General features: G+C 63.6%; 20 protein-coding genes. 11 read left to right on the plus strand and 9 right to left on the minus strand.

Translation table 11 applies throughout. The annotated features are described in order from the left end of the window. Positions 1-71 precede the first annotated feature (71 nt). From BSG19_RS14450 to BSG19_RS14465, 4 genes are read left to right on the plus strand one after another with little or no spacing between them, the layout of a single operon-like run. On the plus strand, positions 72-1,322 hold the full coding sequence (locus BSG19_RS14450; RefSeq protein WP_092989079.1) for a sarcosine oxidase subunit beta family protein: 1,251 nt from the start codon (positions 72-74) through the stop codon (positions 1,320-1,322). A gap of 23 nt (positions 1,323-1,345) precedes the next feature. Beyond that, positions 1,346-1,624, plus strand: a complete 279-nt coding sequence (locus tag BSG19_RS14455; protein ID WP_092988728.1) for a sarcosine oxidase subunit delta — start codon at positions 1,346-1,348, stop codon at positions 1,622-1,624. Next, positions 1,621-4,584 carry a sarcosine oxidase subunit alpha family protein gene (locus BSG19_RS14460; protein WP_092988729.1) on the plus strand — a complete coding sequence of 988 codons (2,964 nt, stop codon included), beginning with the start codon at positions 1,621-1,623 and terminating at the stop codon, positions 4,582-4,584. Before BSG19_RS14455 ends, BSG19_RS14460 begins: the two co-directional genes overlap by 4 nt. Further along, positions 4,577-5,116 (plus strand): sarcosine oxidase subunit gamma family protein, encoded by a 540-nt coding sequence (locus BSG19_RS14465; protein ID WP_092988730.1) that lies wholly within the window; start codon positions 4,577-4,579, stop codon positions 5,114-5,116. Before BSG19_RS14460 ends, BSG19_RS14465 begins: the two co-directional genes overlap by 8 nt. A gap of 27 nt (positions 5,117-5,143) precedes the next feature. Here BSG19_RS14465 and folD read toward each other — a convergent pair whose 3' ends face one another. From folD to BSG19_RS14500, 7 genes are all read right to left on the minus strand, one after another. After that, positions 5,144-6,019, minus strand: a complete 876-nt coding sequence (folD, locus tag BSG19_RS14470; RefSeq protein ID WP_092988731.1) for a bifunctional methylenetetrahydrofolate dehydrogenase/methenyltetrahydrofolate cyclohydrolase FolD — start codon at positions 6,017-6,019, stop codon at positions 5,144-5,146. Between the two features lie 44 nt (positions 6,020-6,063). Continuing rightward, positions 6,064-6,948, minus strand: coding sequence for a formyltetrahydrofolate deformylase (purU, locus tag BSG19_RS14475; RefSeq protein ID WP_092988732.1), 885 nt, complete (start codon positions 6,946-6,948; stop codon positions 6,064-6,066). 75 nt (positions 6,949-7,023) lie between these two features. After that, positions 7,024-8,331 carry a type III glutamate--ammonia ligase gene (gene glnT, locus BSG19_RS14480; protein ID WP_092988733.1) on the minus strand — a complete coding sequence of 436 codons (1,308 nt, stop codon included), beginning with the start codon at positions 8,329-8,331 and terminating at the stop codon, positions 7,024-7,026. Positions 8,332-8,474: 143 nt separating this feature from the next. Further along, positions 8,475-9,803 carry an FMN-binding glutamate synthase family protein gene (locus tag BSG19_RS14485; RefSeq protein ID WP_092988734.1) on the minus strand — a complete coding sequence of 443 codons (1,329 nt, stop codon included), beginning with the start codon at positions 9,801-9,803 and terminating at the stop codon, positions 8,475-8,477. An 18-nt stretch (positions 9,804-9,821) separates the two neighbouring features. Then, positions 9,822-10,508 (minus strand): GltB/FmdC/FwdC-like GXGXG domain-containing protein, encoded by a 687-nt coding sequence (locus tag BSG19_RS14490; RefSeq protein WP_092988735.1) that lies wholly within the window; start codon positions 10,506-10,508, stop codon positions 9,822-9,824. Positions 10,509-10,510: 2 nt separating this feature from the next. After that, positions 10,511-11,413: a class II glutamine amidotransferase gene (locus BSG19_RS14495; protein WP_092988736.1), complete on the minus strand. Its 903-nt coding sequence runs from the start codon at positions 11,411-11,413 to the stop codon at positions 10,511-10,513. Positions 11,414-11,501: 88 nt separating this feature from the next. Then, positions 11,502-12,083, minus strand: coding sequence for a helix-turn-helix domain-containing protein (locus tag BSG19_RS14500; protein ID WP_244529283.1), 582 nt, complete (start codon positions 12,081-12,083; stop codon positions 11,502-11,504). Positions 12,084-12,670: 587 nt separating this feature from the next. Between BSG19_RS14500 and BSG19_RS14505 the strand changes: the two genes are divergently transcribed. The 7 genes from BSG19_RS14505 to BSG19_RS14535 all read left to right on the plus strand — a co-directional run bounded on the left by BSG19_RS14505 (position 12,671) and on the right by BSG19_RS14535 (position 22,125). After that, entirely contained in the window at positions 12,671-14,383 is a 1,713-nt protein-coding gene (locus BSG19_RS14505; RefSeq protein WP_092988738.1) for a trimethylamine N-oxide permease, read from the plus strand. Positions 14,384-14,460: 77 nt separating this feature from the next. Next, entirely contained in the window at positions 14,461-15,063 is a 603-nt protein-coding gene (locus BSG19_RS14510) for a dimethylamine monooxygenase subunit DmmA family protein (protein ID WP_092988739.1), read from the plus strand. Beyond that, positions 15,060-16,025, plus strand: coding sequence for a PDR/VanB family oxidoreductase (locus BSG19_RS14515; protein ID WP_092988740.1), 966 nt, complete (start codon positions 15,060-15,062; stop codon positions 16,023-16,025). Before BSG19_RS14510 ends, BSG19_RS14515 begins: the two co-directional genes overlap by 4 nt. A 12-nt stretch (positions 16,026-16,037) precedes the next feature. Beyond that, complete coding sequence (locus BSG19_RS14520) at positions 16,038-17,078, plus strand: heme-dependent oxidative N-demethylase family protein (protein ID WP_092988741.1); 1,041 nt, start codon at positions 16,038-16,040, stop codon at positions 17,076-17,078. Positions 17,079-17,135: 57 nt separating this feature from the next. Continuing rightward, a complete protein-coding gene (locus BSG19_RS14525) occupies positions 17,136-18,269 on the plus strand; it encodes an aminomethyl transferase family protein (RefSeq protein ID WP_092989080.1) in 1,134 nt (377 codons plus the stop codon). Between the two features lie 66 nt (positions 18,270-18,335). Next, positions 18,336-19,691, plus strand: coding sequence for an NAD(P)-binding domain-containing protein (locus tag BSG19_RS14530; protein WP_092988742.1), 1,356 nt, complete (start codon positions 18,336-18,338; stop codon positions 19,689-19,691). A gap of 37 nt (positions 19,692-19,728) precedes the next feature. Next, positions 19,729-22,125: a trimethylamine N-oxide demethylase gene (locus BSG19_RS14535; RefSeq protein ID WP_244529255.1), complete on the plus strand. Its 2,397-nt coding sequence runs from the start codon at positions 19,729-19,731 to the stop codon at positions 22,123-22,125. 42 nt (positions 22,126-22,167) lie between these two features. Here the strand turns inward: BSG19_RS14535 and BSG19_RS14540 are convergent, their stop codons facing one another. Both BSG19_RS14540 and BSG19_RS14545 read right to left on the minus strand, forming a co-directional pair. Beyond that, the gene (locus BSG19_RS14540; protein WP_244529256.1) at positions 22,168-23,361 is read right to left on the minus strand and encodes an SMP-30/gluconolactonase/LRE family protein; all 1,194 of its coding nucleotides are present in this window, start codon (positions 23,359-23,361) and stop codon (positions 22,168-22,170) included. A 94-nt stretch (positions 23,362-23,455) separates the two neighbouring features. Beyond that, on the minus strand, positions 23,456-24,451 hold the full coding sequence (locus BSG19_RS14545; protein ID WP_092988744.1) for a glycosyltransferase family protein: 996 nt from the start codon (positions 24,449-24,451) through the stop codon (positions 23,456-23,458). Between the last annotated feature and the right edge of the window lie 10 nt (positions 24,452-24,461).

Below are 24,461 nucleotides of genomic sequence, written 5' to 3' on the forward strand. Positions count from 1 at the left end.
TATAGATGCAATCGTCGATGCGGACGCTGATCTATCCTCAGGTCACGATTGACCGGCACAACGGCACCGACATGCGTTACTCCGCCCTCTCCCTTCTGAAGAACGGTCTTCGCGGCAACAAGGATTGGACGCCGGCCTGGCGCCAGCCAGAGCCGAAGGCGCACTATGACGTGATCATCGTCGGCGGTGGCGGCCACGGGCTGGCAACCGCCTATTATCTCGCGAAGACGTTCGGCATCACGAATGTCGCGGTGCTGGAGAAGGGCTATATCGGATCCGGCAATGTCGGCCGCAACACGACGATCATCCGCTCCAACTACCTGCTGCCCGGCAACAATCCGTTCTACGAGCTGTCCATGAAGCTCTGGGAAGGCCTGGAGCAGGATTTCAACTTCAATGCCATGGTCTCGCAGCGCGGCGTGCTCAATCTGTTTCATTCCGATGCCCAGCGCGATGCCTATACGCGGCGCGGCAACGCGATGTTGCTGCATGGCGTCGATGCGCAACTGCTCGACCGCGCGGCGGTACGGCAGATGCTGCCTTTCCTCGACTACCACAATGCACGGTTTCCCATTCAGGGCGGCCTTTTGCAGAAGCGCGGCGGCACGGTGCGCCACGATGCCGTGGCTTGGGGATATGCGCGCGGTGCCGACCAGCGTGGCGTCGATATCATCCAGAATTGCGAGGTCACCGGCATCCGCCGCGAGAACGGCCTCGTCACCGGCGTCGAGACCAGCCGTGGCTTCATCGGCTGCGGCAAGCTCGGACTTACGGCCGCTGGCAATTCCTCACGCGTGGCCGAGATGGCGGGCATCAAGCTGCCGATCGAGAGCCATGTGCTTCAGGCCTTCGTATCGGAAGGCCTCAAACCTTTCATCGACGGCGTCGTGACCTTCGGGGCCGGACATTTCTACGTGTCGCAGTCCGACAAGGGCGGCTTGGTCTTCGGCGGCGATATCGATGGCTACAACTCCTATGCCCAGCGCGGCAATCTCGCGACCGTCGAGCATGTCGCGGAAGCCGGCAAGGCGATGATCCCGTCGCTCTCGCGCGTCCGGGTGCTGCGCTCCTGGGGCGGCATCATGGACATGTCGATGGACGGATCGCCGATCATCGACCGTACGCATCTCGAAAATCTCTATCTCAATGCCGGCTGGTGCTATGGCGGCTTCAAGGCGACGCCTGCCTCCGGCTTCTGCTTTGCCCATCTTCTGGCAAAGGGCGTCTCGCACGACACCACGCGACAGATGCGGCTCGACCGGTTCGAGCGCGGATATCTCATCGACGAAAAAGGCCAGGGCGCGCAGCCCAACCTTCACTGAACCTTTGCAAGGAAGCACCTGACATGGCCAGTCTCGTCCCCTGCCCGCATTGCGGCGCCCGACCGAGGGAAGAATTCACCATCAAGGGCGCGGCGCTCGTGCGCCCGGCAGCGGATGCAGATCCGGCGGCGTGGATGGATTACGTCTACCTGCGCGACAACCCACGCGGGCGCTACGACGAACACTGGCACCACACGGCGGGCTGCCGCCGCTGGCTGGTGGTGACGCGCGATACAGCGACGCACGAGATCGCTGCAAGCCGCGAAGCCGTGCTTGGTGCAGCCGGAGAGGCACGACCATGACGCCCTATCGCCTTCCGGCCGGCGGGCTCATCGACCGGCGGACGCCACTGTCCTTCACCTTCGACGGAAAGCCACTGACGGGTTTCGCGGGCGACAGCCTCGCCTCCGCCTTGCTCGGCAATGGTCGCCTCCTCCTCGGCCGCAGCTTCAAGTACCACCGGCCGCGCGGCATCCTCACCGCTGGTGCTGCCGAGCCGAACGCATTGATGACGATCGGTACAGGCGGTCGAACCGAAGCCAATACCCGTGCCACGATGCAGGAACTTTATGCGGGGCTGGAGGCACGCAGCCAGAGCCGCTGGCCATCGCTTGCTTTCGACATCGGCGCGCTGAACGGCCTTCTCTCGCCCTTTCTTGGCGCGGGCTTCTATTACAAGACCTTCATGTGGCCGGCGCCCTTGTGGGAGAAACTCTACGAGCCCTTTATCCGCAAGGCTGCCGGACTTGGCACGGCGAGCTACACGGCAGACCCGGATACCTATGAGAAATGCTGGGCGCATTGCGACCTTCTCGTCATCGGCTCCGGCCCGGCCGGCCTCGCGGCAGCGCTGACGGCCGGGCGCGCGGGCGCCCGGGTCATTCTTGTCGAAGAGCATGCGGCGGCCGGTGGCATGCTCCTGTCCGAGACGGCGCAGATCGACGGAAAGCCAGCGCAGGATTTCGTCGCGCAGACGATGGCGGAACTGGCGTCGCTTGCGAATGTGACGATGCTGCTGCGGACAACCGCGTTTGGCTGGTACGACGGCAATGTCTTCGGAGCCATCGAGCGCGTGCAGAAGCATGTGCCGGTGCCCCTCGCAGCACGAGCAGTGGAACGCCTCTGGCGCATCGTGGCAAAAAAGGCGCTGCTGGCGACCGGTGCGGAGGAGCGACCGCTCGTCTTCGGCGGCAACGATATTCCGGGCGTCATGATGGCGGGTGCCATGCGCACCTATCTGAACCGCTATGGCGTTGCGCCCGGCCGGCAGGTTGCCATCTTCACCACCAATGACAGTGGCTATGCGCTGGCGACCGATCTGGAAGCGCACGGCATCGTGCCCGAAATCATCGTCGACAGTCGAGCTGACGCGGCGTTTCCCTATCAGGGCAAGGCACGCGTCGTCACGGGTGCCGTCGTCTCGGATGCCGCGGGCGGCAAGGCACTCTCCTCCATCACGGTGCTTCGGAACGGGGAGACGGAAACCGTGGCGGTGGATGCGCTCGCCATGGCGGGCGGCTTCAGCCCGATCATCCACCTCGCCTGCCATCGCGGGGCCAAGCCGCTATGGTCGGACGCACAGTCCGCCTTCCTTGCGCCTGGCAATCTCGTCGGCCTCGATCTTGCCGGTTCCGTCGCCACCACGTCAGGCATCGCCGCCTGTTTTGAGGACGGGGCGCGAAAAGCCATGGCTCTTCTGGACGAGATATCCGTCCACACCACCCCGGCAGCCCCGATTGCCGTCGAGGGTGACATCGTCTCGCCCCCTGCCCGGCCGCTCTGGACCGTGCCCGGCGTCAAGGGCAAGGCCTTCGTCGATTTCCAGAACGACGTGCACCGGCGCGATCTCGATCTCGCCGTTCAGGAGGGCTACGGCCATGTGGAGCTGGCCAAGCGCTATACGACCAACGGCATGGCGACCGATCAGGGCAAGCTGTCGAACGTCAATGCCATCGGCCTTCTGGCGGAGGCGCGTGGCGTTTCTCCGGATGATGTCGGCACGACGACCTTCCGGCCGTTCTACACGCCGGTGTCCTTCGGTGCGCTGGCGGGTGCCTCTCACGGCCATGACTTCCAGCCCGTTCGCCGCTCGCCCCTGCATGACTGGGCGCGCAGGCTCGGCGCTACCTTCGTCGAGACCGGGCTTTGGTACCGTTCGTCCTTCTTCCCGCGCCCCGGTGAAACGACATGGCGCGAGAGCGTGGATCGCGAAGTGCTGAACGTGCGCGCCCATGCAGGGCTGTGCGACGTCTCGATGCTCGGCAAGATCGAGATCTGCGGCAGGGATGCCGCGGAGTTTCTCAATCGCGTTTATTCGAATGCCTTCCTGAAGCTGCCGGTCGGGAAGGCACGCTATGGTCTGATGCTACGCGAGGACGGGATGATCTATGACGATGGCACGACGAGCCGTCTGTCGGAGAACCACTATTTCATGACGACCACGACGGCATACGCCGCCGGGGTGATGAACCATCTTGAGTTCTGCGCGCAGGTTCTGTGGCCGGATCTCGATGTGCGGCTCGCCTCCTCCACCGACCAGTGGGCGCAGATGGCGATCGCGGGACCGAAGGCGCGTCGCATCCTGCAGACCATCGTGGACGCGGACCTGTCCAACGATGCCTTCCCCTTCCTTGCCGCCCGCGAGGTCTCGCTCTTCGGCGGCGCTCTGCATGGACGCCTGTTCCGCATCTCGTTCTCGGGAGAACTGGCCTACGAACTCGCCGTGCCCGCCGGCTATGGCGAGAGCGTCGCCGAAGCGCTGATGGACGCCGGCGCACTGCACGGCATCCAGCCCTATGGCGTGGAGGCGCTGAGTGTGCTGCGCATCGAGAAGGGACACGTCACCCATAACGAGATCAACGGTACGGCAACGGCGGGCGATCTCGGCTTCGGCAAGATGGTCTCCGCCACGAAGCCTGACTTCATCGGCAAGGCCATGGTCGGGCGCCCGGGTCTTGTGGATCCCGAGCGCGCCCAACTCGTGGGTGTTCGGCCGCTCGATCCCGAGACCTCGTTCCGCACCGGGTCCCATATTCTTGCGCTGAACGCCGAAGCCACTCTCGAAAACGACCAGGGCTATGTCACATCGAGCGCATATTCACCCCACATCGGATCGACCATCGGTCTTGCGCTCGTCAAGCGTGGCGCATCGCGCCACGGCGAGACGGTGACGATCTGGAATGGCATCCGCAATGAATTCACGCCCGGCCGCCTGTGCGATCCGGTCTTTTTCGATCCGGAAAACGAGAAGCTTCATGTCTGATTTTCGTCTCACTCAGCAGGCCGCACTCAAAGGCTGCACACGCCTCGTCAGCCGGGCGATCATGCTCGAGGCGCTGCCGGAGGGGCATGTGATCCAGGTGCTGGGTAAGCCCGGCGATCCTCATCTCACGGCGCGGCTCGAGGCGATGTCGGATGGCTCGCCGCATGCCGTGCGCGCCGCAGGTCCCGGTCAGTGCTTCATCGTCGGCGACCGGACAAAGACGCATGCCGAACTTGCAGATCTCTCAGCGAGCCTTCAGCCGGAGGCCTTCGGTGTGGATCAGAGCGCTGGCCGCGTCCGTATTCGCGCCGCCGGCCCGATGGTCGAGCCTATGCTGGCCAAGGGTACGGCTGTCGATCTCTCGCTGTCGAACTTTCCTGTAGGACACGCCACGACGGCGCTTATCGGCCACATCGCCGCTCACCTGACCCGCACGGGGGATGATACATTCGAGATCATGGTCCTGCGCGGCTTTGCCCAGAGCCTGTGGGACGATCTCGCCCGCATGAGCGCGGAGTTTCTGGAAGACTGAGAGGGGCCGCGCAGGCCGGGGAGACCGTTAGGCCGATGCGCGCATCGACGCGGCACGAAGCGTGTTCTGCAAAAGGCATGCGATGGTCATCGGCCCCACTCCGCCCGGGACCGGCGTGATGGCGCCGGCGACCGTCCGAGCCTCCTCATAGGCGACGTCTCCGACAAGACGGCCTGCCTTGCCATCGGCGCCCGCAGTCAACCGGTTGATACCGACATCGATGACCACGGCACCCGGCTTGATCCAGTTGCCGCGAACCATTTCGGGACGGCCGACCGCCGCAATGAGAATGTCGGCACGCCGGCAGAGGTCCGGCAGGTCGCGGGTCTGGGAATGGGCCATCGTCACCGTGGCATTGGCCGAAAGCAGCATCTGTGCCACGGGCTTGCCGACGAGGACCGAACGGCCAAGCACGACGGCATTCAGCCCGGAGACCGTTTCGAGCGTGCGCGAGACCAGCAGCATCGCGCCGAGCGGCGTGCACGGTGCAAGGCCCGGCAGCCCGTTCATCAGCCGACCGGCATTTTCCGGATGCAGCCCATCGACGTCTTTTCCCGGATCGATGGCCGCGATAACGCTGCCGGCATCGAGGTGACCGGGAAGCGGCAACTGCACGAGAATGCCATCGACAGAGGGGTCGGCGTTCAGCTGCCGCACGAGAGACAGGAGGTCCTCCTGCCGGATGTCGGGGGAAAGGCGATGCTCGAAGCTTTCCATGCCGACCTCGCGCGTCAGCCGCACCTTGGAGCCGACATAGACCTCGCTGGCAGGGTCGTTGCCGACAAGCACCACGGCAAGCCCTGGCTTGCGCCCATACGCGGCGGCAAAGGCCGCCGCACCCAGCGCCACGTCCGCCCGAAGCTTTGCGGCCTCAGCTTTCCCGTCGATGATCGTTGCGGTCATAGTTACGTCGCTCTCGTTTCGTCGTCAGGTGTCGCGGCGCAGGCTCAGCCCATGCGCTCGGAGGCGTAGCCGCCAGGGCTGGCGGGAAAGACGACGGTGCGGTTGCCGTTGAGGAAAACACGGTGGTGGATGTGCGCGTGGATGGCGCGGGACAGCACCTGCGCCTCCACGTCCCGGCCGATGGACACGTAGTCCGCCGCACTTTGCGCATGCGTGATGCGGGCGACGTCCTGCTCGATGATCGGGCCTTCGTCGAGTTCCGCCGTCACGTAATGCGCGGTCGCGCCGATCAGCTTCACGCCACGCCCGTAGGCCTGCTTGTACGGGTTAGCCCCCTTGAAGCTCGGCAGGAAGGAGTGGTGGATATTGATGATCCGACCCGACATCCGCTCGCACATGGCATCCGACAGAACCTGCATGTAACGGGCGAGCACGACGAGCTCGGCACCGGATTGTTCGATGAGCGCGAGGATGCGAGCCTCCGCCTCCGGCTTGTTGGCCTTGGTTACGGGAATGTGGTGGAACGGGATGTCGTGATTGACCACCACTTTCTGGTAGTCGAAATGGTTGGAAACCACGGCGACGATCTCGATCGGCAGAGCGCCGATCTTCCAGCGGTAGAGAATGTCGTTGAGGCAGTGCCCGAAGCGCGAGACCATCAGCACGACCTTCATCGGCGTGGCCGGATCGTGAAACCGGTAGTCCATGGCGAAAGGCTGCGCGACAGCGGCGAAATCCGCCTCGATCACGGAGAGTGACAGGCCATCCTCCGAGCGAAACCCGATGCGCATGAAGAAGCGACCGGTCTCCAGATCGTCGAACTGGGCGCTGTCGACGATATTGCAGTGCTTGTCAGCAAGATAGGTCGAGATGGCGGCGACGATGCCGCGACGCGAGGTGCAGGTGACGGTGAGAACGAACGGGTTCAAGACGCGTCCTTTCGTGATGCGTGCGACGATGAGGTTGAAAGCGGACTTGCGGGTCGTTGGAAGAGCGTCCGATACCTAGACATCGAGCGTCGTTTCGCGTTCCCAGGCCGTGAAATGGCTGCAATAGCTCGTCCACTCGCCATGCTTGAGCTTGAGATAGGCGGCGGAGAAATCCTTGCCCATCGCCGCCTGCAACTCGCCGTCCTTTTCGTAGTCCCGCAGGGCGTCGAGCAGGTTCAGCGGAAGCTTGGGCGCGTTCGTCACCGTGTGGCCTTCACGGTACATGTCGATATCGTGGTGCGGACCGGGATCGGCCTTCGAGCGTATGCCCGACATGCCGGCCGCAAGGATGATCGCCTGCAGCAGGTAGGGATTGACGGCGCCATCAGGCAGGCGAAGCTCGAACCGGCCGGGGCCGGGAACGCGCACCATGTGCGTGCGGTTGTTGCCGGTCCATGTCACCGTGTTCGGAGCCCAGGTGGCACCTGAAACGGTGCGCGGCGCGTTGATGCGCTTGTAGGAATTGACGGTCGGGTTGGTGATGGCGGCAAGTGCGGAGGCATGTTTCATGATGCCGCCGAGGAAGGTCTTTCCGGTCGCGGACAGGCCGAACGGCATATCCTTGTCGGCAAAGACATTGGTCTTGCCCGCGAGATCCCAGACCGAGATATGGGCGTGGCAGCCATTGCCGGTGAGCCCCTTGAACGGTTTCGGCATGAAGGTGGCGCGCAGTCCGTGCTTCTCGGCGATGGACTTGACCATGAACTTGAAGAACGAGTGCTTGTCGGCTGTGGCCAGCACATCGTCATATTCCCAGTTCATCTCGAACTGGCCGTTCGCGTCCTCATGATCGTTCTGGTAGGGCTTCCATCCGAGCTCCAGCATCGCATCGCAGATCTCCGCGATCACGTCGAACCGGCGCATCACCGCCTGCTGGTCGTAGCAGGGCTTTTCCGCCGTGTCGTATGTGTCAGATATGATCGAGCCGTCGGCCGAGGTGAGGAAGAACTCGGGCTCGACGCCGGTCTTGACCCGCAACCCCATCTCGGCGGCTTCCGCCACCAGCCGCTTCAAAAGCACACGCGGTGCCTGATCGAGTGGCTTGTCGTCCATCCGGCAATCGGCCGCGACCCAGGCCACGTCTTTTTTCCACGGAAGTTGAATGACCGAGGACGCATCCGGCAGCGCAAAGAGGTCGGGATGGGCCGGCGACAGGTCGAGCCAGGTCGCAAAGCCCGCAAAGCCCGCGCCATCCGCCTGCATATCGGCGATGGCCTGCGCCGGTACCAGCTTGGCGCGCTGGGCACCGAAAAGATCGGTGTAACTGATCATGAAATAGCGGATGCCGTGTTCTGCGGCATAGGTCGAGAGGTCCAGTGTCACGTCGTTCCCCTTGTGGATTATCAGACACGTCTTGAAGGCGGCCGCACCCTCCCAGATGCGGACCGGCTTTGTCGTCTTGCAGCGGCCTATCCGGTGAAGTCTGGTTGCTTCATCTCTGGATAGAACGGCGCATCATGCGTATGTCAGAAGCCTCCCTTACCGGGATACCAGCTGGTGCCGGCAAGCGGGATCTGCGCCATGGCGGCAGCTTCCATCGTGAGCGCGCAGAGGTCTTCGGGTTCCAGATTGTGCAGATGGTTCTTGCCGCAGGCGCGCGCGATGGTCTGTGCCTCCAGCGTCATGACCTTGAGATAGTTGGCAAGGCGGCGCCCGGCCGCAACCGGATCGAGGCGGGCAGCGAGTTCCGGGTCCTGCGTGGTGATGCCGGCCGGGTCCTTGCCCTCGTGCCAGTCGTCATAGGCACCGGCCGTCGTGCCAAGCTTTTGGTATTCCTCTTCCCACTTAGGATCGTTATCGCCGAGCGCGACCAGCGCGGCGGTGCCGATGGCCACCGCATCCGCGCCGAGCGCCAGCGCCTTGGCCACATCCGCGCCCGAGCGGATGCCGCCGGACACGATAAGCTGCACCTTGCGATGCATGTCCAGATCCTGCAAGGCCTGAACGGCCGGGCGGATGCAGGCGAGGATCGGCATGCCGACATTCTCGATGAAGACGTCCTGCGTCGCCGCCGTGCCGCCCTGCATGCCGTCGAGCACCACGACGTCGGCTCCGGCCTTCACGGCAAGCGCCGTGTCGTAATAGGGCCTGGAGCCGCCGACCTTGACGTAGATCGGCTTTTCCCAGTCGGTGATCTCGCGCAGTTCGAGGATCTTGATCTCCAGATCGTCGGGGCCGGTCCAGTCCGGGTGGCGGCAGGCCGAGCGCTGATCGATGCCCTTGGGCAGGTTGCGCATCTGGGCGACGCGGTCGGAAATCTTCTGGCCGAGCAGCATGCCGCCGCCGCCGGGCTTGGCGCCCTGCCCGATGACGATCTCGATCGCATCGGCGCGGCGCAGGTCGCGCGGGTTCATGCCATAGCGCGACGGGAGATACTGGTAGACCAGCATCTCGCTATGCCCGCGCTCCTCGTCGGTCATGCCGCCGTCCCCGGTCGTGGTCGAGGTGCCCGCCAGCGTCGCGCCGCGTCCGAGCGCTTCCTTGGCATTGCCGGAAAGTGCGCCGAACGACATGCCGGCAATGGTAATCGGCGTCTTCAGGCGGATGGGTTTCTTTGCAAACCGCGTGCCGAGTACGACGGAGGTGTCGCACTTCTCCCGGTAGCCTTCCAGCGGATAGCGAGAGATCGAGGCACCGAGAAACAGGAGGTCATCGAAATGCGGCAGCTTGCGCTTCGTGCCCGCTCCGCGAATGTCGTAGATGCCGGTGGCGGCCGCGCGCCGGATCTCGGCCAGCGTCGCATCGTCGAAGGTCGCCGACTTGCGCGGCGGAGTATAGGGGTTGTGATAGCTCATGGATGTTCCCTCGGGCCTTCAGTATGCGTCGGCATTGTCGATGTTGAACGTGTAGAGCGTGCGCGCCGAACCGTAGCGCTTGAACTCCTCCGGCTTCGCATCGGTGGCCCCGGCCCGCTCGAGCAGCCCGCGCAACGTCTCCAGATGCTCCGGCCGCATCGGCTTCTCGATGCAGTCGGTGCCGAGGCTCTTCACGGTACCGCGCACAAAGAGCTTCGCCTCGTAGAGGCTGTCGCCCAGCGCATCGCCCGCATCGCCCAGCACGACGAGATGGCCGGACTGGCCCATGAAGGCCGACATATGCCCGATGCTGCCATGGACGACGATGTCGATGCCCTTCATGGAAATGCCGCAGCGCGAGGCCGCATTGCCCTTGATGACGAGAAGACCGCCCTGCCCGGTCGCACCGGCATACTGGCTGGCATCGCCCTCGATGACGACCGTGCCGGACATCATGTTCTCGGCCACGCCCGGCCCCGCCGAACCGTGGACGGTGACCGCCCCACCGTCGTTCATGCCGGCACAGTAATAGCCGACGGAGCCACGCACCTCGACGGTAACGGGCGCATCGATGCCAACGGCTACCGCGTGCGCACCGCGCGGATTGACGACGTCGAACGCCGTGTCGTTGGCACCTTTCGAAAGGGCGTGGAGAGCACTGTTGAGCTCGCGCAGCGGCGTGGAGGACAGGTCGAATGTCGGCATTCTCAAGCAGCCTTCTCGTGATCCCAGAAATAGACGGTGGCCGGCTCCGGCTCCCACACGCGGGCAGTCTCGATGCCGGGCAGGTTGACCAGCGCCCGGTATTCCGAGCCGAAGGCGACATATTGATCGGTTTCGGCCATGACGGCCGGCTTGCAGGCGATGGGGTCGCGCACCACGCCGAAGCCGGACTTCGTGCCGACGACGAAGGTGAAGAAGCCATCGAGATCGTCCAGAGCGCCGGTCAGCGCCTCGCCGAGATCCTTGCCCTTGGCCATTTCGGCCGTGAGATAGGCCGCAGCGACTTCCGAGTCGTTCTGCGTCTCGAAGGTCATGCCCTCGCGGATCAGCGTTCGGCGCAGATTGTTGTGGTTGGACAGCGAGCCGTTATGGACGAGGCACTGGTCGGCCCCCGTGGAAAATGGATGCGCGCCGAGCGTCGTTACAGCGGACTCCGTTGCCATGCGCGTATGGCCGATGCCGTGCGTTCCGCCCATCGAGCGAACGTCGAAACGGTCGACCACATCTTTCGGCAGGCCCGTTTCCTTGTAGATCTCGACGCTCTCGCCGGTTCCCATGATACGGATCTGCGGACGAGTCTGGCCAAGGAACGCGCGGACATCTGCAACGGCGGCCGTCGTCTCGACGACCGCATGCGTATCCTTGAGCGTAACGCGGGCGGAAATGTTTCCGGCTTCAAGCGCTTCGGAAAGACCTGCGAAATCGACGTCCGGCTGGGCCGACTGCAACGTCAACTTCCAGGTTCCCGCCGAAGGGGCGTTGTAGATCGCGATGCCGGCGGAATCCGGGCCCCGGTCCGTCATCGTGATCAGCATGTCCGATAACAACCGGCCGAGTTCCGGCCGCAGCGTCTCGTCTTTCAGAAACAATCCCACAATGCCGCACATCGCCACCATCCTGTTCTTCGATGGACAATGGCTAACATGCACGGTTGGAGATATCAATCCTCAAGAAACTTTTTTTCTTTTAAGGCAATCATGGCCCGTCGCCTCCATTCCGCTTGGTCGGATAGGAGATGATGGAAAGGTATCGAGCGGGCAGCTTCGTCAGCACGCACGGCCCATGCGGCGCGTCTGCGTCGAAGAACAGGCTGTCGCCCGCCTCCATATCGAACGTCCGGTCGCCATGGCGGTAGGTGACCGCGCCCTCCAGCATGTAGAGAAACTCCATTCCCTCATGCTGAAAGGTCGGGAACACGTCCGACTCCGTCGTCAGCGTGATCAGATAGGGCTCCACCGTGACGCCGCTCGAATTGTTGTCGATATGGCCGAGCAGGCTGTACTGGTGCCCGGCCCGGGTGCCGCGCCGCTCCATGTTGACGCCCTCGCCGGCCTTGACGAAGATCGCGTTGCGCGGTTCCTCGAAACCGCGGAAGAACGCAGTGAGGGGCACACCGAGCGCCTTCGACAGGGATTGAAGCGTGGTCAATGAGGGAGAGATGTTGCCGTTCTCGATCTTCGACAGCATGCCGACGGACAGACCGGTCGCACCTGCGAGATCCGATACGGTAATCCCGAGGCGCTTGCGATAGGCGCGCACCTCATGGCCGATCGCCATTTCGAGATTGTTTTCCTTCGGCTCGCGCAACGCGTGCGGGTCTTGGGCAAGGATGACAGGCTTGGATATCGCAGGTTTGGCCGGTTCCGACACATCGTCTCCCGTTGATTGAAGAGGGTGCCAGTTCGCAAGGCCCATGCTGGGACAAGCTTTGCGGCGACACGGGCTGCGTTCCCGAACATGGGGAAACGGCCCATCATTATGAAGGGCGGTCCTCTGTGCTGCAATCTCTATTCGGTTTGCAAAGACCTGCGGAATAACCAAGCGTTGCCCGAAAACATGAATTCTGCCTATTAAATTGGCAAGTCTAAAAATTAAGAAGAAAATTTGTTTCTCTTTAAGAATAACCTTTGACAAACCGGAAACTCGGCAGCATGATCCCCGCAAGAACCCGATAGCCGGTCCGGTCAAACATCCGGCACCGCGGTAACAGGGCAAGCGAGCACGGCATACGGGATCGCCCGATCCCGTACGAGGTATGCAGCAAGGATCCGCCATGAACAGGGTCCGCTGCGCATGCAAGCCGATGTTCATCGGCTCCAATAGCAGTCCGACTTATACAAAACAGAACGTGGCGGGGAACAGCTATGTCAACCACAGTGATAAGCTCCGAGATTTCGGAGCCAGGAAAACTGCATCGTAGCATCAACTGGACAGGGGCCTTCTGGGTCGCGAGCGGCGTGCCGGCGCTGGTCCTCTTCTCGATCGGCGGCATAGCCGGGACGGTGGGCACGCTTGCCTTCGCGGTCTGGATCGTCTCCATGATCATGGGCTTCATCCAGTCCTTCACCTATGCCGAAATCGCCGGCCTCTTCCCCAACAAGTCAGGCGGCGCGTCCATCTACGGCGCCTCTGCCTGGGTTCGCTATGCCAAGCCCATCGCGCCGCTTTCGGTGTGGTGCAACTGGTTTGCCTGGTCGCCTGTGCTCTCGCTCGGCTGCTCCATCGCCGCCGCCTATATCCTGAACGCGCTTGCGCCGGTCCCGGCCGTCGATAGCGCTTCCGTCATCGACTGGATCGCCGCCAATGGCGCGACGCTGACGGTGCCAGATGCGGAAAAAGCGGCCGCCGCCGTATCGGCACTGACGCCGTCCATCCGCACCTGGACACTCTTCCAGACGACGCTCGGACCCGTCTCCCTGTCGCTCAATGCCGCCTTCTTCATCGGCGCCATCCTGATGCTCGTCACCTTCGCCGTGCAGCATCGCGGCATTCTCGGTACCGCCAAGGTGCAGAAATATATCGGCCTCGTCGTCATCATCCCCATGGTCATCGTCGGGGTCGTGCCGCTCGTCACCGGCGGCGTCAACTGGTCGAACTTTTCCCCGCTCGTGCCGCTCGCCACGGCCTATGCGCCGGAACCCGGCGCCTGGAACATCGCCGGCTGGACGCTGGTTCTCGGCGGCATGTTCATCGCGGCATGGTCGACCTACGGGTTTGAGACCGCGGTCTGCTACACGAGCGAATTCCGCGATCCCGGCAAGGATACGTTCAAGGCCATCTTCTTCTCCGGCCTCCTTTGCCTCGCGCTCTTCAGCCTCGTTCCCTTCACCTTCCAGGGCGTCCTCGGGCTCGACGGCATGCTCGCCACGCCGATCGTCGATGGCTCCGGCGTGGCTGCGGCAATGGCTCACATGGTGGGCGGCGGCGCATTCATCGAGAGCCTGCTGGTCATGCTGATGATCCTCGCGCTCATGCTCTGCCTGATGACGGCGATGGCCGGTTCCTCGCGCACGCTCTACCAGGGCTCGGTCGATGGCTGGCTGCCGAAGTACCTCTCCCACGTCAACGAGCACGGCGCGCCGACGCGGGCCATGTGGACCGATCTCATCGTCAATCTCGTCGTGCTGGCCATCGCCTGCGCCGATGCCACCAGCTTCTTCTTCATCCTCGCGGTGTCGAACTGCGGCTACATCATCTTCAACTTTCTCAACCTGAACGCCGGCTGGCTGCACCGGATCGACTCCGGCCACATCGCGCGACCCTACAGGGCGCCGACCGTCCTTCTTGCACTCGGCGGCATCTTCGCCTTCCTCAATGCCGTCTTCATGGGCGCCGGCGCCAAAGTCTGGAACCCGATGGCGCTCTGGGCGGGCATCATCACGGCGGCGCTGATCATCCCGGTCTTCTTCTACCGCCACTACATCCAGGATCGCGGACAATTCCCCGCGCAAATGCTGGAGGACCTCGGCGTGAAGCCCGGCGAGACCATGAACCGCAAGGCCGGCATCCTCCCCTACCTCACGCTCATCGCCGGTGTGGCCGTCGTGTTCCTGTCCAACTGGTTCTTCAGCGCCTGACACCCTGCAGCACAAAGGACGGCGTCTCACGGCGCCGTCCTCCCCCGGATAGCCTGACATCCTTTCGAGACACGATCATGCAGCCTTCCCCTATCAAAAGCCGGCCCCTCTACGGCACCCTCGCTCCGGTTGCCCACGCCATGCGGCACATCGCCATTGCCGAAGGTGAAGGCGCGTCCGCCGTGATCGAAGCCTTCGGCGATCACGAGGCCCTGTCCCGCACAACCATCCTCTTTTCACCCGCGCCGTACCGCACCGATCGCACGCAGGAGACGTTTCTGGCGTCATTGTCCTGCGAGGCGCTCAGCGTCGCATCAAGTGCCGAGGATTTGCTCGGCGAACTCGTGACGTTATTATCTACGGCGACCATGGGCACCCGGCTCTATGTCAGCGGCAGCGAGGACTTCATCGGTCGCGTTACCAGCGAGGCCCTGCATCAGGGCATCGATGCGGACGCCATCCAGACCGAACATCGTGGGGCTCCGACCCGCCGCGTCCAGTGCGTTCACTGCAAGGGCTTCACCGACGGCGTATCGGCAAGCCCCGCCACCTGCGCCCATTGCGGTATCCACCTTCTGGTGCGCGATCATTATTCCCGCCGTCTCGGCGCCTTCATGGGCGTTTCCATCGATGCCGAGGCACCGGGCGACATCCCGCCGGCAGAGGCGTTCGGAGCATGAGCGGCGGCGTGCAGTTTCCCGTGCGGGTCATCGAGACAGAAGCGATATCGCCGACCGTCAAGCGCCTGCGGCTGGCCCCGCGCGACGGGCAGGCCCTGCCGGCCTATTCGGCCGGTTCCCATACGGTGCTGACGATCGATGGCGGCAGCCGGCTGATCCGCAACGCATACTCTCTCCTTGGCTCGACGCTTGCCGGCGGCGCGGCCTATGAGGTCGCAGTACAGCGCAGTCCGCAGTCGCGCGGCGGCTCCGCCTTCATCCATGATCACCTGACCGTGGGAGCAGACCTCAGCCTGTCGGCGCCGATCAACCTCTTCGCCCTGAACCGCACCGCCCGCCGGCATATCCTGGTTGCCGGTGGCATCGGCATCACGCCCATTGCGGCCATGGCAGCGGAACTCGATGCCCTCGCTCTGCCCTTCGAGCTTCATTATGCAATGCGCGATACAGCAAGCGGCGCATTCGCCGCCGAGCTTGCGGCGCGACACGGCGACAATCTCCACCTCTATGTCAGCGAGCGGCAGGAGCGGCTTTCGGTCCGCGATATCCTCGCCCGCCAGCCGCTCGGCACGCATCTCTATGTCTGCGGACCCGAGCGCATGATCGAGGGCGTGATGACGGACGCACGCATGGCGGGATGGCCGGAAAGCGCGCTGCATGCCGAGCGGTTTCTGGCGCCTGAGGGCGGAGAGCCCTTCGCACTCCGGCTTGCCCGCTCCGGCATTTCCACCGTTGTGGGTGAGCACGAGACATTGCTGGAGGCCATCGAGGCGGCCGGTGTGGATGCCCCCTATCTCTGCCGGGGCGGCGCGTGCGGACAGTGCGAGACGCGGGTGCTCGCCGCCGACGGCCACCTGCTGCATGCCGACCATTATCTGACGGACGGCCAGAAATCCCGCGGCGAAACCATCATGACCTGCGTCTCGCGGCTGCGCGGCCGCGAGCTCGTGCTCGACCTGTGACGGAGTGACACCATGACCCTTTCGTTCAATGCCGAGACCTTTCGCGACGACTACACCTTCGCCAACAGCCCGAAGGCGATCCGGGCGTTTCCCTTCCCCTTCGAGCGCGACGACTACACCTACACCGTCAACATCGAGCAGCATGTACCCGGACCGGTCCAGTCGGCGACGGAGTTTCCGATCCACATCGACGAGCACTATGTCGCCGAGATGCAGGACCGCGCGATCACCCTCTCGCAGGATCCCCTGCGCTGCCAGTCGCTGCCGCACATGATGACGGCGGAATGGGATCTGTTGGAACTGCTGATGACGTCGATGGCGACGCATTATCCGGAAACGTTTTCCCTGACGCGCGAGGGCGACCGCTGGCACTGGATCAACCGGCCGCTCGGTCTCGACCAGCATTTCACGTTCGGCGATGCATCGACCCTGCCGCAGGGGCCGATGGAATACATCACCCGCCAGTGCCAGGGCGATTTCTGCCTGCTCGATCAGCGGGACGACAATCTCTGGATGGATGCGGGCATGGTGACGACGCAGGCCGACTGGTCGCTCGATTTCGACCTCGGCATGAACTTCATGGAGTGGCACGCGCCCGTGCCGCTGGCGCACGATCTCGGCGTCTTCGAGCGGGCGCTCAAGTTCCTGCTCAACCTCCAGCAGGGCCGCCCGGTGCGGCGTCTGAACTGGACGATGACGATCAATCCGCGCCTCGACACCAGCCCGGAGAACTACCACCGCTGGGGCATCGACAAGGCGAGCGTGACGCCGGAAAACGTCGGCGACAAGGTGCATCTGCGCGTCGAGCTGCAGGCGCTCTGGCGGCTTCCGCGCTCCAACGCCATCGTGTTCTCGATCCGCTGCTACCTCATCAAGATGGACGAGCTGGTGACCCAGAAGAAATGGGCGCGGCGGTTCCATCGCGTGCTTGCGAGCCTGCCGCAGCCGATTGCCGACTATAAGGGCCTTGGCCGCTTCCGCGATACGACCGTCGCATGGCTGTCACGCCATGATGACGGCCTTCCCACATCCCCCGGCTTTGCGCCGGACTGAACCGTTCACGGCATGGGCGCGAGCCCGCCCATCGATCGCCTGTTACTGGAGGACGACATGACTGCATCCTGGAGATTTTCGACCCTGGCGGACCGCCACCGGTCGCTCGGCTCGAAGCTGGAAGACTGGAGCGGGATGGGCACCGCCTGGTCCTATGATGGCGATGCCGATCTCGAATATCTGGCGATCCGCACGAAAGCGGGCCTGATGGACGTTTCCGGCCTGAAGAAGGTCCACATTACCGGCGCCCATGCCGCCCATGTCATCGACCTCGCCACCACGCGCGACGTCGAGAAGATCTATCCCGGCAAGTCGGCCTATGCCTGCATGCTCAACGAAGCCGGCAAGTTCACCGACGACTGCATCATCTACCGCATCTCCACCAACAGCTGGATGGTGGTGCACGGCTCGGGAACGGGCCACGAGGAACTGCAGAAGGCCGCCATCGGCCGCGACGTTTCCATCCGCTTCGACGACGACCTTCATGACCTGTCGCTGCAAGGGCCGCTCGCCGTCGATTACCTCGCGCCGCACGTTCCCGGCATCCGCGATCTCCCCTATTTCCATCATCTCCAGACGCGTCTCTTCGGCCTGCCCGTGATGATCTCCCGCACCGGCTATACCGGCGAGCGCGGCTACGAGATCTTCTGCCGTGGACAGGATGCGCCCGTCATCTGGGACCGGATTCTGGAAGAAGGCGCCGGGATGGGCATCATCCCGTGCCGCTTCACCACGCTCGATATGCTGCGGGTGGAAAGCTACTTGCTGTTCTACCCCTTCGACAATTCGCAAAAATATCCCTTTGCCGACGAAGGTCCGGGCGACACGCTCTGGGAGCTCGGCCTCGATTTCACCGTCAGCCCCGGCAAGACGGGCTTTCGCGGCGCGGAAGAACATGCGCGCCTCAAGGGACGCGAGCGCTTCCGGATCTTCGGCCTGCTTCTCGACGGCGCTGTGCCGGCCGACGAAGGCGCTCCGGTTTACCAGGACGGCCGGCAGGTGGGCGTTGCCACGTGCGGCATGGTCTCGCCGCTCACCGGAGCATCGATGGCGATCGCCCGGCTTGCGGTCGATTGCGCCGTGCCCGGCACGAAGCTCGAGGTGATGAATGCGAGCGGCGCAATGTCTGCCGCCGCCCACGCTCTGCCCTTCGACGATCCGAAGAAGCTGAAGCGCACCGCCAAAGGCTGAGCCTCATATTCGCCGGCGCCAAAAGACTAGCGTGCTGCCGGTTTCACGTCATCATGGAGATCGAAAATGAAGAAACGCGTTGCCGTCATCGGTGCCGGTCCGAGCGGACTGGCCGTTCTCAGAGCCTTCGAGACTGCCAGACGCGCGGGCGTCGATGTGCCGGAGGTCGTCTGCTTCGAAAAGCAGAGCAACTGGGGTGGCCTCTGGAACTATACCTGGCGCACCGGGCTCGACGAATTCGGGGAGCCTGTGCACGGCTCCATGTACCGCTATCTCTGGTCGAACGGCCCGAAGGAGTGCCTCGAATTTGCCGATTACTCCTTCAAGGAACATTTCGGCCGGGTCATCCCCTCCTACCCCCCGCGCGCCGTGCTGCATCATTACATTGCCGGGCGGGTCGAGAAGAGCGGCGTCCGCGCCTATATCCGTTTCCTGACACCAGTGCGCAATGTCGTCTGGTCCGAGGAGACGCAGACCTTCTCGGTGACCGTCAAGGATCTTCAGAAGGATGAGCACTATACCGAAGAGTTCGATGACGTGGTCGTCGCCAACGGCCATTTCTCGGTGCCGAACATGCCGTCCTTCCCCGGCATCGAGGGCTTTCTCGGCCGGGTGATGCATGCGCACGATTTCCGCGCGGCCGACGAATTCGCCGGCAAGAACGTGCTGCTCGTCGGCTCTTCCTACTCGGCCGAGGACATCGGCACACAGTGCCACAAGTATGGCGCGGCGTCCGTCACATTCAGCTATCGCACAAAACCGATGGGCTTCGACTGGCCGGATACGTTCGAGGAAAAGCCGCTGATTGCACGTTTCGTCGGCAAGACCGCCTATTTCATCGACGGCACGAGCAAGACGGTGGATGCCGTGGTGCTCTGCACGGGCTACCAGCATTCCTTTCCCTTCCTGCCGGACGAGCTTCGCCTGAAGACGAACAACCGTCTCTATCCTCTCGGGCTCTACAAGGGCATCGTCTGGGAACAGAACCCGCATCTCTTCTACATCGGCATGCAGGACCAGTATTACACCTTCAACATGTTCGACGCGCAGGCGTGGTTTGCCCGCGACGTGATCATCGGCCGGATTGCGTTGCCGGACGCAGCAACGCGGGATGCCGACATCAAGGACTGGCGCGCCCGCGAGGAAGCGCTGACGAACCCGTTCGAAGCCATCGACTACCAGACGGATTACGTTCGCGATCTGCTGTCGGCGACGGACTACCCCGATTTCGATGTCGAGAGGGTTGCCGAACTCTTCAAGGAATGGGAGCACCATAAGGTCGAGGGCATTCTGACCTACCGCAACAAATCCTATCCGTCCGTTCTCACAGGCGATATGGCGCCGGTCCATCATACGCCCTGGATGGATGCGCTCGACGATTCGCTCGAAGCCTTTCTCGGCGTGCAGGAAGCTGCGGAATAATATCGGACCCGGCGAAGACCGGGACCATGGAGGGACCATGACACGGATCTGGACAAGCGACACGGCGCAATCCGGCACGCCCATGCCGGCGCTCCGGCCGACATCCGCCATCGTGCGTGGCGGTGAGGCACGCCTCTTCGCCCTGCGACCGGGCGACCGGGTGACGCTGCGCAACCTCGAAGGCGCGCAGCCGGTCGAGGTTCACGGCTTCGGCCCGCCGGAGAGCCTGCAGGGCCTTGCCGCCAGCGCATCGCCCAAGCCTGTCATGTCCTCGTCCTCCTACAGGATCCCAACCGCCGTCGCGCAGATCCTTGAGGCGGAAACGAAGGATCCGCCAGTATCGGCGACACTCTTCGACGCGGAGACGCCCGCCGGCGCTGCGGTGACACTGGAGGCCCGAGCGGATCTTCTCTGCCTCGTGGCAGTGCCCGGCCAACCCATGGCGCCCGACGCGCAGGACACGCCGACCGACATTCTGGTCGATATCCTGCCGCTCGTGGAGCGCACCGGCGAAGTTCCGCCGCCGCTGGCTCCCGAGGTCGTGACGGACCTGCGCATCCATGCAGCCACGGCTTCGGCTTTTCGGGTGAAGGCAGGCCAATATATCCAGATCATCGATGTCGATGGCCGGCAATGCTCGGACTTTCTGGCCTTTGACGCTGGGGATCTGGCGGAAGGCTCGGAGTTCGGCATCGACCCCACCACCACACGCACCCTGATGGGTTCCAGCTTCTCAGGGCCCGGCCTGCATTCCAAATATTTCGACGCGCGTATGCGGCCTCTGGTCGAGGTGGTGCAGGATACGGTCGGCCGGCACGATACATTTTTGCTGGCCTGCACCGCCAAATATTACGAGGACATGGGTTATCCCGGCCACTCCAACTGCACGGAGAACTTCAACCGGGTTCTCGCCCCCTACGGCATTGCCGAGCGCCGGGGCTGGCCGGCGATCAATTTCTTCTACAACACCTTCGTCGATGCGCAGGACCGGATCTCGATGGACGAGCCGTGGTCGCGGCCGGGCGATTACGTGCTCTTGCGGGCGCTGACCGATCTCGTCTGCGCCACGTCCTCCTGTGCCGACGATATCGACCCGGCAAATGGCTGGATGCCGACCGATATCCATGTCCGCGTCTATGACGCCGACTGCCCGTTTGAAAAGGGAAGCGCCCACCGCATGACACCCGATGCCGAACCCCGCATGAGCCGCGAAACCGGCTTCCACCCCCGGACATCCGCACTGACACGTAAGTTCGAGGACTATCGCGGCTTCTGGCTGGCGAGTTGCTACAACGATGCCGGCCCCATCGCCGAATACTGGGCCTGCCGCGAGCGCGCGGTCGTGATCGACCTTTCCGCCCTGCGCAAGTTCGAGATCACGGGCCCGGATGCCGAGGACCTGCTGCAACTCGCCGTGCCGCGCAATGTGAAGAAGCTGGCCGTCGGGCAGATCGTCTATACGCCGCTGACCTATGAGACCGGCGGCATGATTGATGACGGCACGATCTTCCGGTTGGGACCGCACAATTTCCGCTGGGTCTGCGGCGATGAATTCTCCGGCGCCTGGCTGCGGGAACTGGCGGACAAGCACGGCCTGAAGGCCTTCGTGCGCAATTCGAGCGATCAGCTCCACAATATCGCCGTGCAGGGACCCCGCTCACGCGATATCCTCGCGAAGGTGACGGTGACACCGCCGCATCAGCCGACGCTCTCGGAGCTGAAATGGTTCCGCTTCACCATCGGCCGGATCGCCGACCGTCCGGTCCTCGTCTCCCGCACGGGCTATACCGGCGAACTCGGCTACGAGGTCTGGTGCCATCCACAGGATGCGAGCATCGTCTGGGATGCCGTCATGACGGCAGGCGAACCGCAGGGCTTGACGCCCATGGGGCTGGCAGCGCTCGACATGGTGCGCATCGAGGCAGGCCTCGTCTTTGCCGGCTATGATTTTTCCGACCAGACCGACCCCTTCGAGGCCGGTATCGGCTTCACCATTCCCAAGGACAAGCCGGACGCCTATGTGGGCGACGCCGCCATCGCGCGCCGCCGGGACCATCCCCATCGCCGCATGGTTGGCCTCGACATCGCCGGCAACGAGCCGATCGGCCATGGCGACTGTGTGCACGTCGGGCGTGCGCAGGTGGGTGTGGTGACCAGCGCCGTCAAATCCCCGATCCTCGGGCGGAGCATCGCGCTTGCGCGCCTCGACGTGGCCTTTGCGGAGGTCGGAACGAACGTCGAGATCGGAAAGCTGGACGGTCACCAGAAGCGTATTCCGGCCACCATCGTCCCCTTCCCGCATTTCGACCCGCAGAAGACCCGCGTGCGAACCGAAGCGCCCGTGGATCAGGCCGCAAAAGGTCTTGCCCGTGAAGACAGCACGGCTTCGACAGTCGTGGACGACCCGCGCGGCGCGGCAAACAGGGGAGCGTAGGTCTCTCCCCCTGTCGGCACGACATCTTGTGGCAAGAACGGCTTACTCAGGCCGGAAGCGGAACAGGGTAAAGTCCTTGTTCGCCCAGCCCGAAGGGTGGAACCAGGGCGAATCCTGGATATGGGACGCGGTCACGTAGATGAAGCCGTCTGGCCCTTGCGAAAATGTGTCGGGCCAGCGCAGGCGACTGTCGGTGAGAACGGTTTCGATCTTCCCGTCCGGCTTCAGCAGCTTTACGGCATCGGCACCGACGGCGCTGAGGTAGATGCTGTCGTCCTTGCCCGTCCAGAGACCGTCCACCGGTTCGGTCGTGGCGAATTTCTCGGCCTTGCCCTTCGCCACGTCGGGATCAGTGCCCGCCTGCTGAAGCAGGGCGGTGTCGATGCGGTACATGGTCTTGGCGGTGACGGCCTGCCAGTAGAGTGTCGCGCCATCGCTCGACAGGGCCAGACCGTCGGCGTTGAACATGGGCTGGCGGCCATCCGGGCGCTTCAGCGGCTTGCCGTCCGTCATCACGACGGCGTCTTTTTCCATTTGCGTGCTGGCATCGTCGCTTAGCACTCTCCATGCCTTTCCCGCTTTCAAGTCCACGACCACGAGCCCGCCGGGCATGCCTGAATCCGTGAGATAGGCGAAACTGCCGTCGGGCGACAGGCGCACATCATTCATGTAGCTCGCAGGGCCGGCGACATCCGGCGAAAACGGGTAGACCTTCTTCACGCTGTTGGTCTTCAGGTCGATCTGCACGAGCTTCGGGCCATCCTTCACCGTCTTTTCCGTGTTGGGTGCCGCGGGATCGACGACCCAGAGCGATCCCTTGCCGTCGGCGACAACGCTTTGCACCGAGACGAAGTGATCGCCGGGCGTAACCTCGCTCATCCGGGCGTTGCGCCATGCGTTCCACTCGTCGTTCGGATAGGGCTTGATGGTGCCGTCCTTCATCACCTCTGCGACGGAGACGGGTACATCCTCGCTCCAGCGGGGAAAGTTCACGAAGATGCGGTTGTCTTCCGACACGGTCACGCCGGTGACCTGATGATCGAACCTCGCCACCTCTTCAAGGCGCTCATCCGTCTTGCCGGTGATCGGCGCGATCAGCTTGCGCGTCTCGCTCTTGATGGTCTCTACCGTCGAGGATTGCGCCAAGGATGGGCCTGAGCCAAGAAATGTCGCGGCGAAAGCGATTGCCAGGACGGTCTGCGCGGGCGGGCGGAAGCGGAAAGAGGTCGATGTCACGATGAAGATCTCCGGTTTCAGCGCGACGAACCGCGACGGGAAACCTTTGTTCCCGACGCGGGGACGCCCATAGCGAAAGGCCGGATGGTGAGGCTCATACAGCCGAGAAGGGACGCTGAAGCGCATTCTTCTCGAACAGGCGCCCACCGCCGGGCTTCAGCGTCTCGTAGGCATTCGATCTCCGGGCGACATGCTCGGCCGTGAGGTGGTGCCGGATAGAGCCGGAAAGGGCGATGAAGCTGCTCTGCCAGACGCGCGCCGGTCGTTCATGCACGATGCCCTCATAGGAGATCTCACGCCGGTTGAGGCGATATTGCAGGTCCGGGTAGAGATCGGAAAGCCGTCCATCGACCAGATTTTCGCGCGGCAGACCGATGGAGACGACGCTTTGCCGCTCGGCAAGCGTGGCCAGACGCGTGAGACTGTCTCCAAGTTCCGGCGAAATGTCCTCGTCCGCATCCAGCTGGAACATCCACGCAGTCTGACAGAGAGCTTGCAGCGCATTTCGCTGGTCCGCGAAATCTCCGTTCAACGGGCGTGAGAACACCCTGGCAAAGCTGTCGCCGCTCTCCTGCCGGGGCTCGGATGTCGGCCCGGCGCGATCGATGAGAACGATGATCGAAGCCGCCCAGGAAGAATAAAGCGGCGCCGTCTCCAGCACGGCACCCGCCTCCCGCTCGCTGCACATGACGCCGACGGAAACAGCTGTCGGTGGGAGCGTTCGCAAGGGTACGAGATCGGCATCGGCCGCGAGCGTGCCATGCGGTTTGCGCAGTTCCTCCTCCTGCATCGCATCTGCCGGCGTCGCCGCAAGGCCGAAGCGGGTTGCAATCGTTCGCATCGTATAAATATCGCAGCCGAAGGGGTCACCGGGTTGAGCCATGGGAGGCTTTCGGGCGCAGAGATCGCGAAAGAGCGTATCGAAGTGCTGGGGATCCGGCATGTCGGCGGGCGCATCCAGCAGCAGTCCGCAGTGTGAGCAGGCATAGGAGAATGCCCGAACGACATCGCCGCATCGCAAGGTTCGCGACGTTGGCTCGAGGCCACGGGCCTGACAAAGCGGGCAGCGGGCGGTGATGGCGTCTGGCATGCTGTCCTCC

It is taken from the genome of Rhizobium sp. NFR03, from assembly GCF_900111275.1.
Taxonomy (GTDB): Bacteria; Pseudomonadota; Alphaproteobacteria; order Rhizobiales; family Rhizobiaceae; genus Ferranicluibacter.

What these genes read in the sequence shown, in the direction of transcription:
- BSG19_RS14520 (WP_092988741.1), top strand. Translation starts at nt 16,038, where the DNA reads ATGACCCTTTCGTTCAATGCCGAGACCTTTCGCGACGACTACACCTTC.
- BSG19_RS14495 (WP_092988736.1), bottom strand. Translation starts at nt 11,413, where the DNA reads ATGTGCGGCATTGTGGGATTGTTTCTGAAAGACGAGACGCTGCGGCCG.
- BSG19_RS14465 (WP_092988730.1), top strand. Translation starts at nt 4,577, where the DNA reads ATGTCTGATTTTCGTCTCACTCAGCAGGCCGCACTCAAAGGCTGCACA.
- BSG19_RS14450 (WP_092989079.1), top strand. Translation starts at nt 72, where the DNA reads ATGCGTTACTCCGCCCTCTCCCTTCTGAAGAACGGTCTTCGCGGCAAC.
- BSG19_RS14525 (WP_092989080.1), top strand. Translation starts at nt 17,136, where the DNA reads ATGACTGCATCCTGGAGATTTTCGACCCTGGCGGACCGCCACCGGTCG.
- BSG19_RS14485 (WP_092988734.1), bottom strand. Translation starts at nt 9,803, where the DNA reads ATGAGCTATCACAACCCCTATACTCCGCCGCGCAAGTCGGCGACCTTC.
- BSG19_RS14515 (WP_092988740.1), top strand. Translation starts at nt 15,060, where the DNA reads ATGAGCGGCGGCGTGCAGTTTCCCGTGCGGGTCATCGAGACAGAAGCG.
- BSG19_RS14460 (WP_092988729.1), top strand. Translation starts at nt 1,621, where the DNA reads ATGACGCCCTATCGCCTTCCGGCCGGCGGGCTCATCGACCGGCGGACG.
- BSG19_RS14505 (WP_092988738.1), top strand. Translation starts at nt 12,671, where the DNA reads ATGTCAACCACAGTGATAAGCTCCGAGATTTCGGAGCCAGGAAAACTG.
- folD (WP_092988731.1), bottom strand. Translation starts at nt 6,019, where the DNA reads ATGACCGCAACGATCATCGACGGGAAAGCTGAGGCCGCAAAGCTTCGG.
- BSG19_RS14530 (WP_092988742.1), top strand. Translation starts at nt 18,336, where the DNA reads ATGAAGAAACGCGTTGCCGTCATCGGTGCCGGTCCGAGCGGACTGGCC.
- BSG19_RS14535 (WP_244529255.1), top strand. Translation starts at nt 19,729, where the DNA reads ATGACACGGATCTGGACAAGCGACACGGCGCAATCCGGCACGCCCATG.
- BSG19_RS14500 (WP_244529283.1), bottom strand. Translation starts at nt 12,083, where the DNA reads ATGGCGATCGGCCATGAGGTGCGCGCCTATCGCAAGCGCCTCGGGATT.
- BSG19_RS14490 (WP_092988735.1), bottom strand. Translation starts at nt 10,508, where the DNA reads ATGCCGACATTCGACCTGTCCTCCACGCCGCTGCGCGAGCTCAACAGT.
- BSG19_RS14545 (WP_092988744.1), bottom strand. Translation starts at nt 24,451, where the DNA reads ATGCCAGACGCCATCACCGCCCGCTGCCCGCTTTGTCAGGCCCGTGGC.
- BSG19_RS14455 (WP_092988728.1), top strand. Translation starts at nt 1,346, where the DNA reads ATGGCCAGTCTCGTCCCCTGCCCGCATTGCGGCGCCCGACCGAGGGAA.
- BSG19_RS14510 (WP_092988739.1), top strand. Translation starts at nt 14,461, where the DNA reads ATGCAGCCTTCCCCTATCAAAAGCCGGCCCCTCTACGGCACCCTCGCT.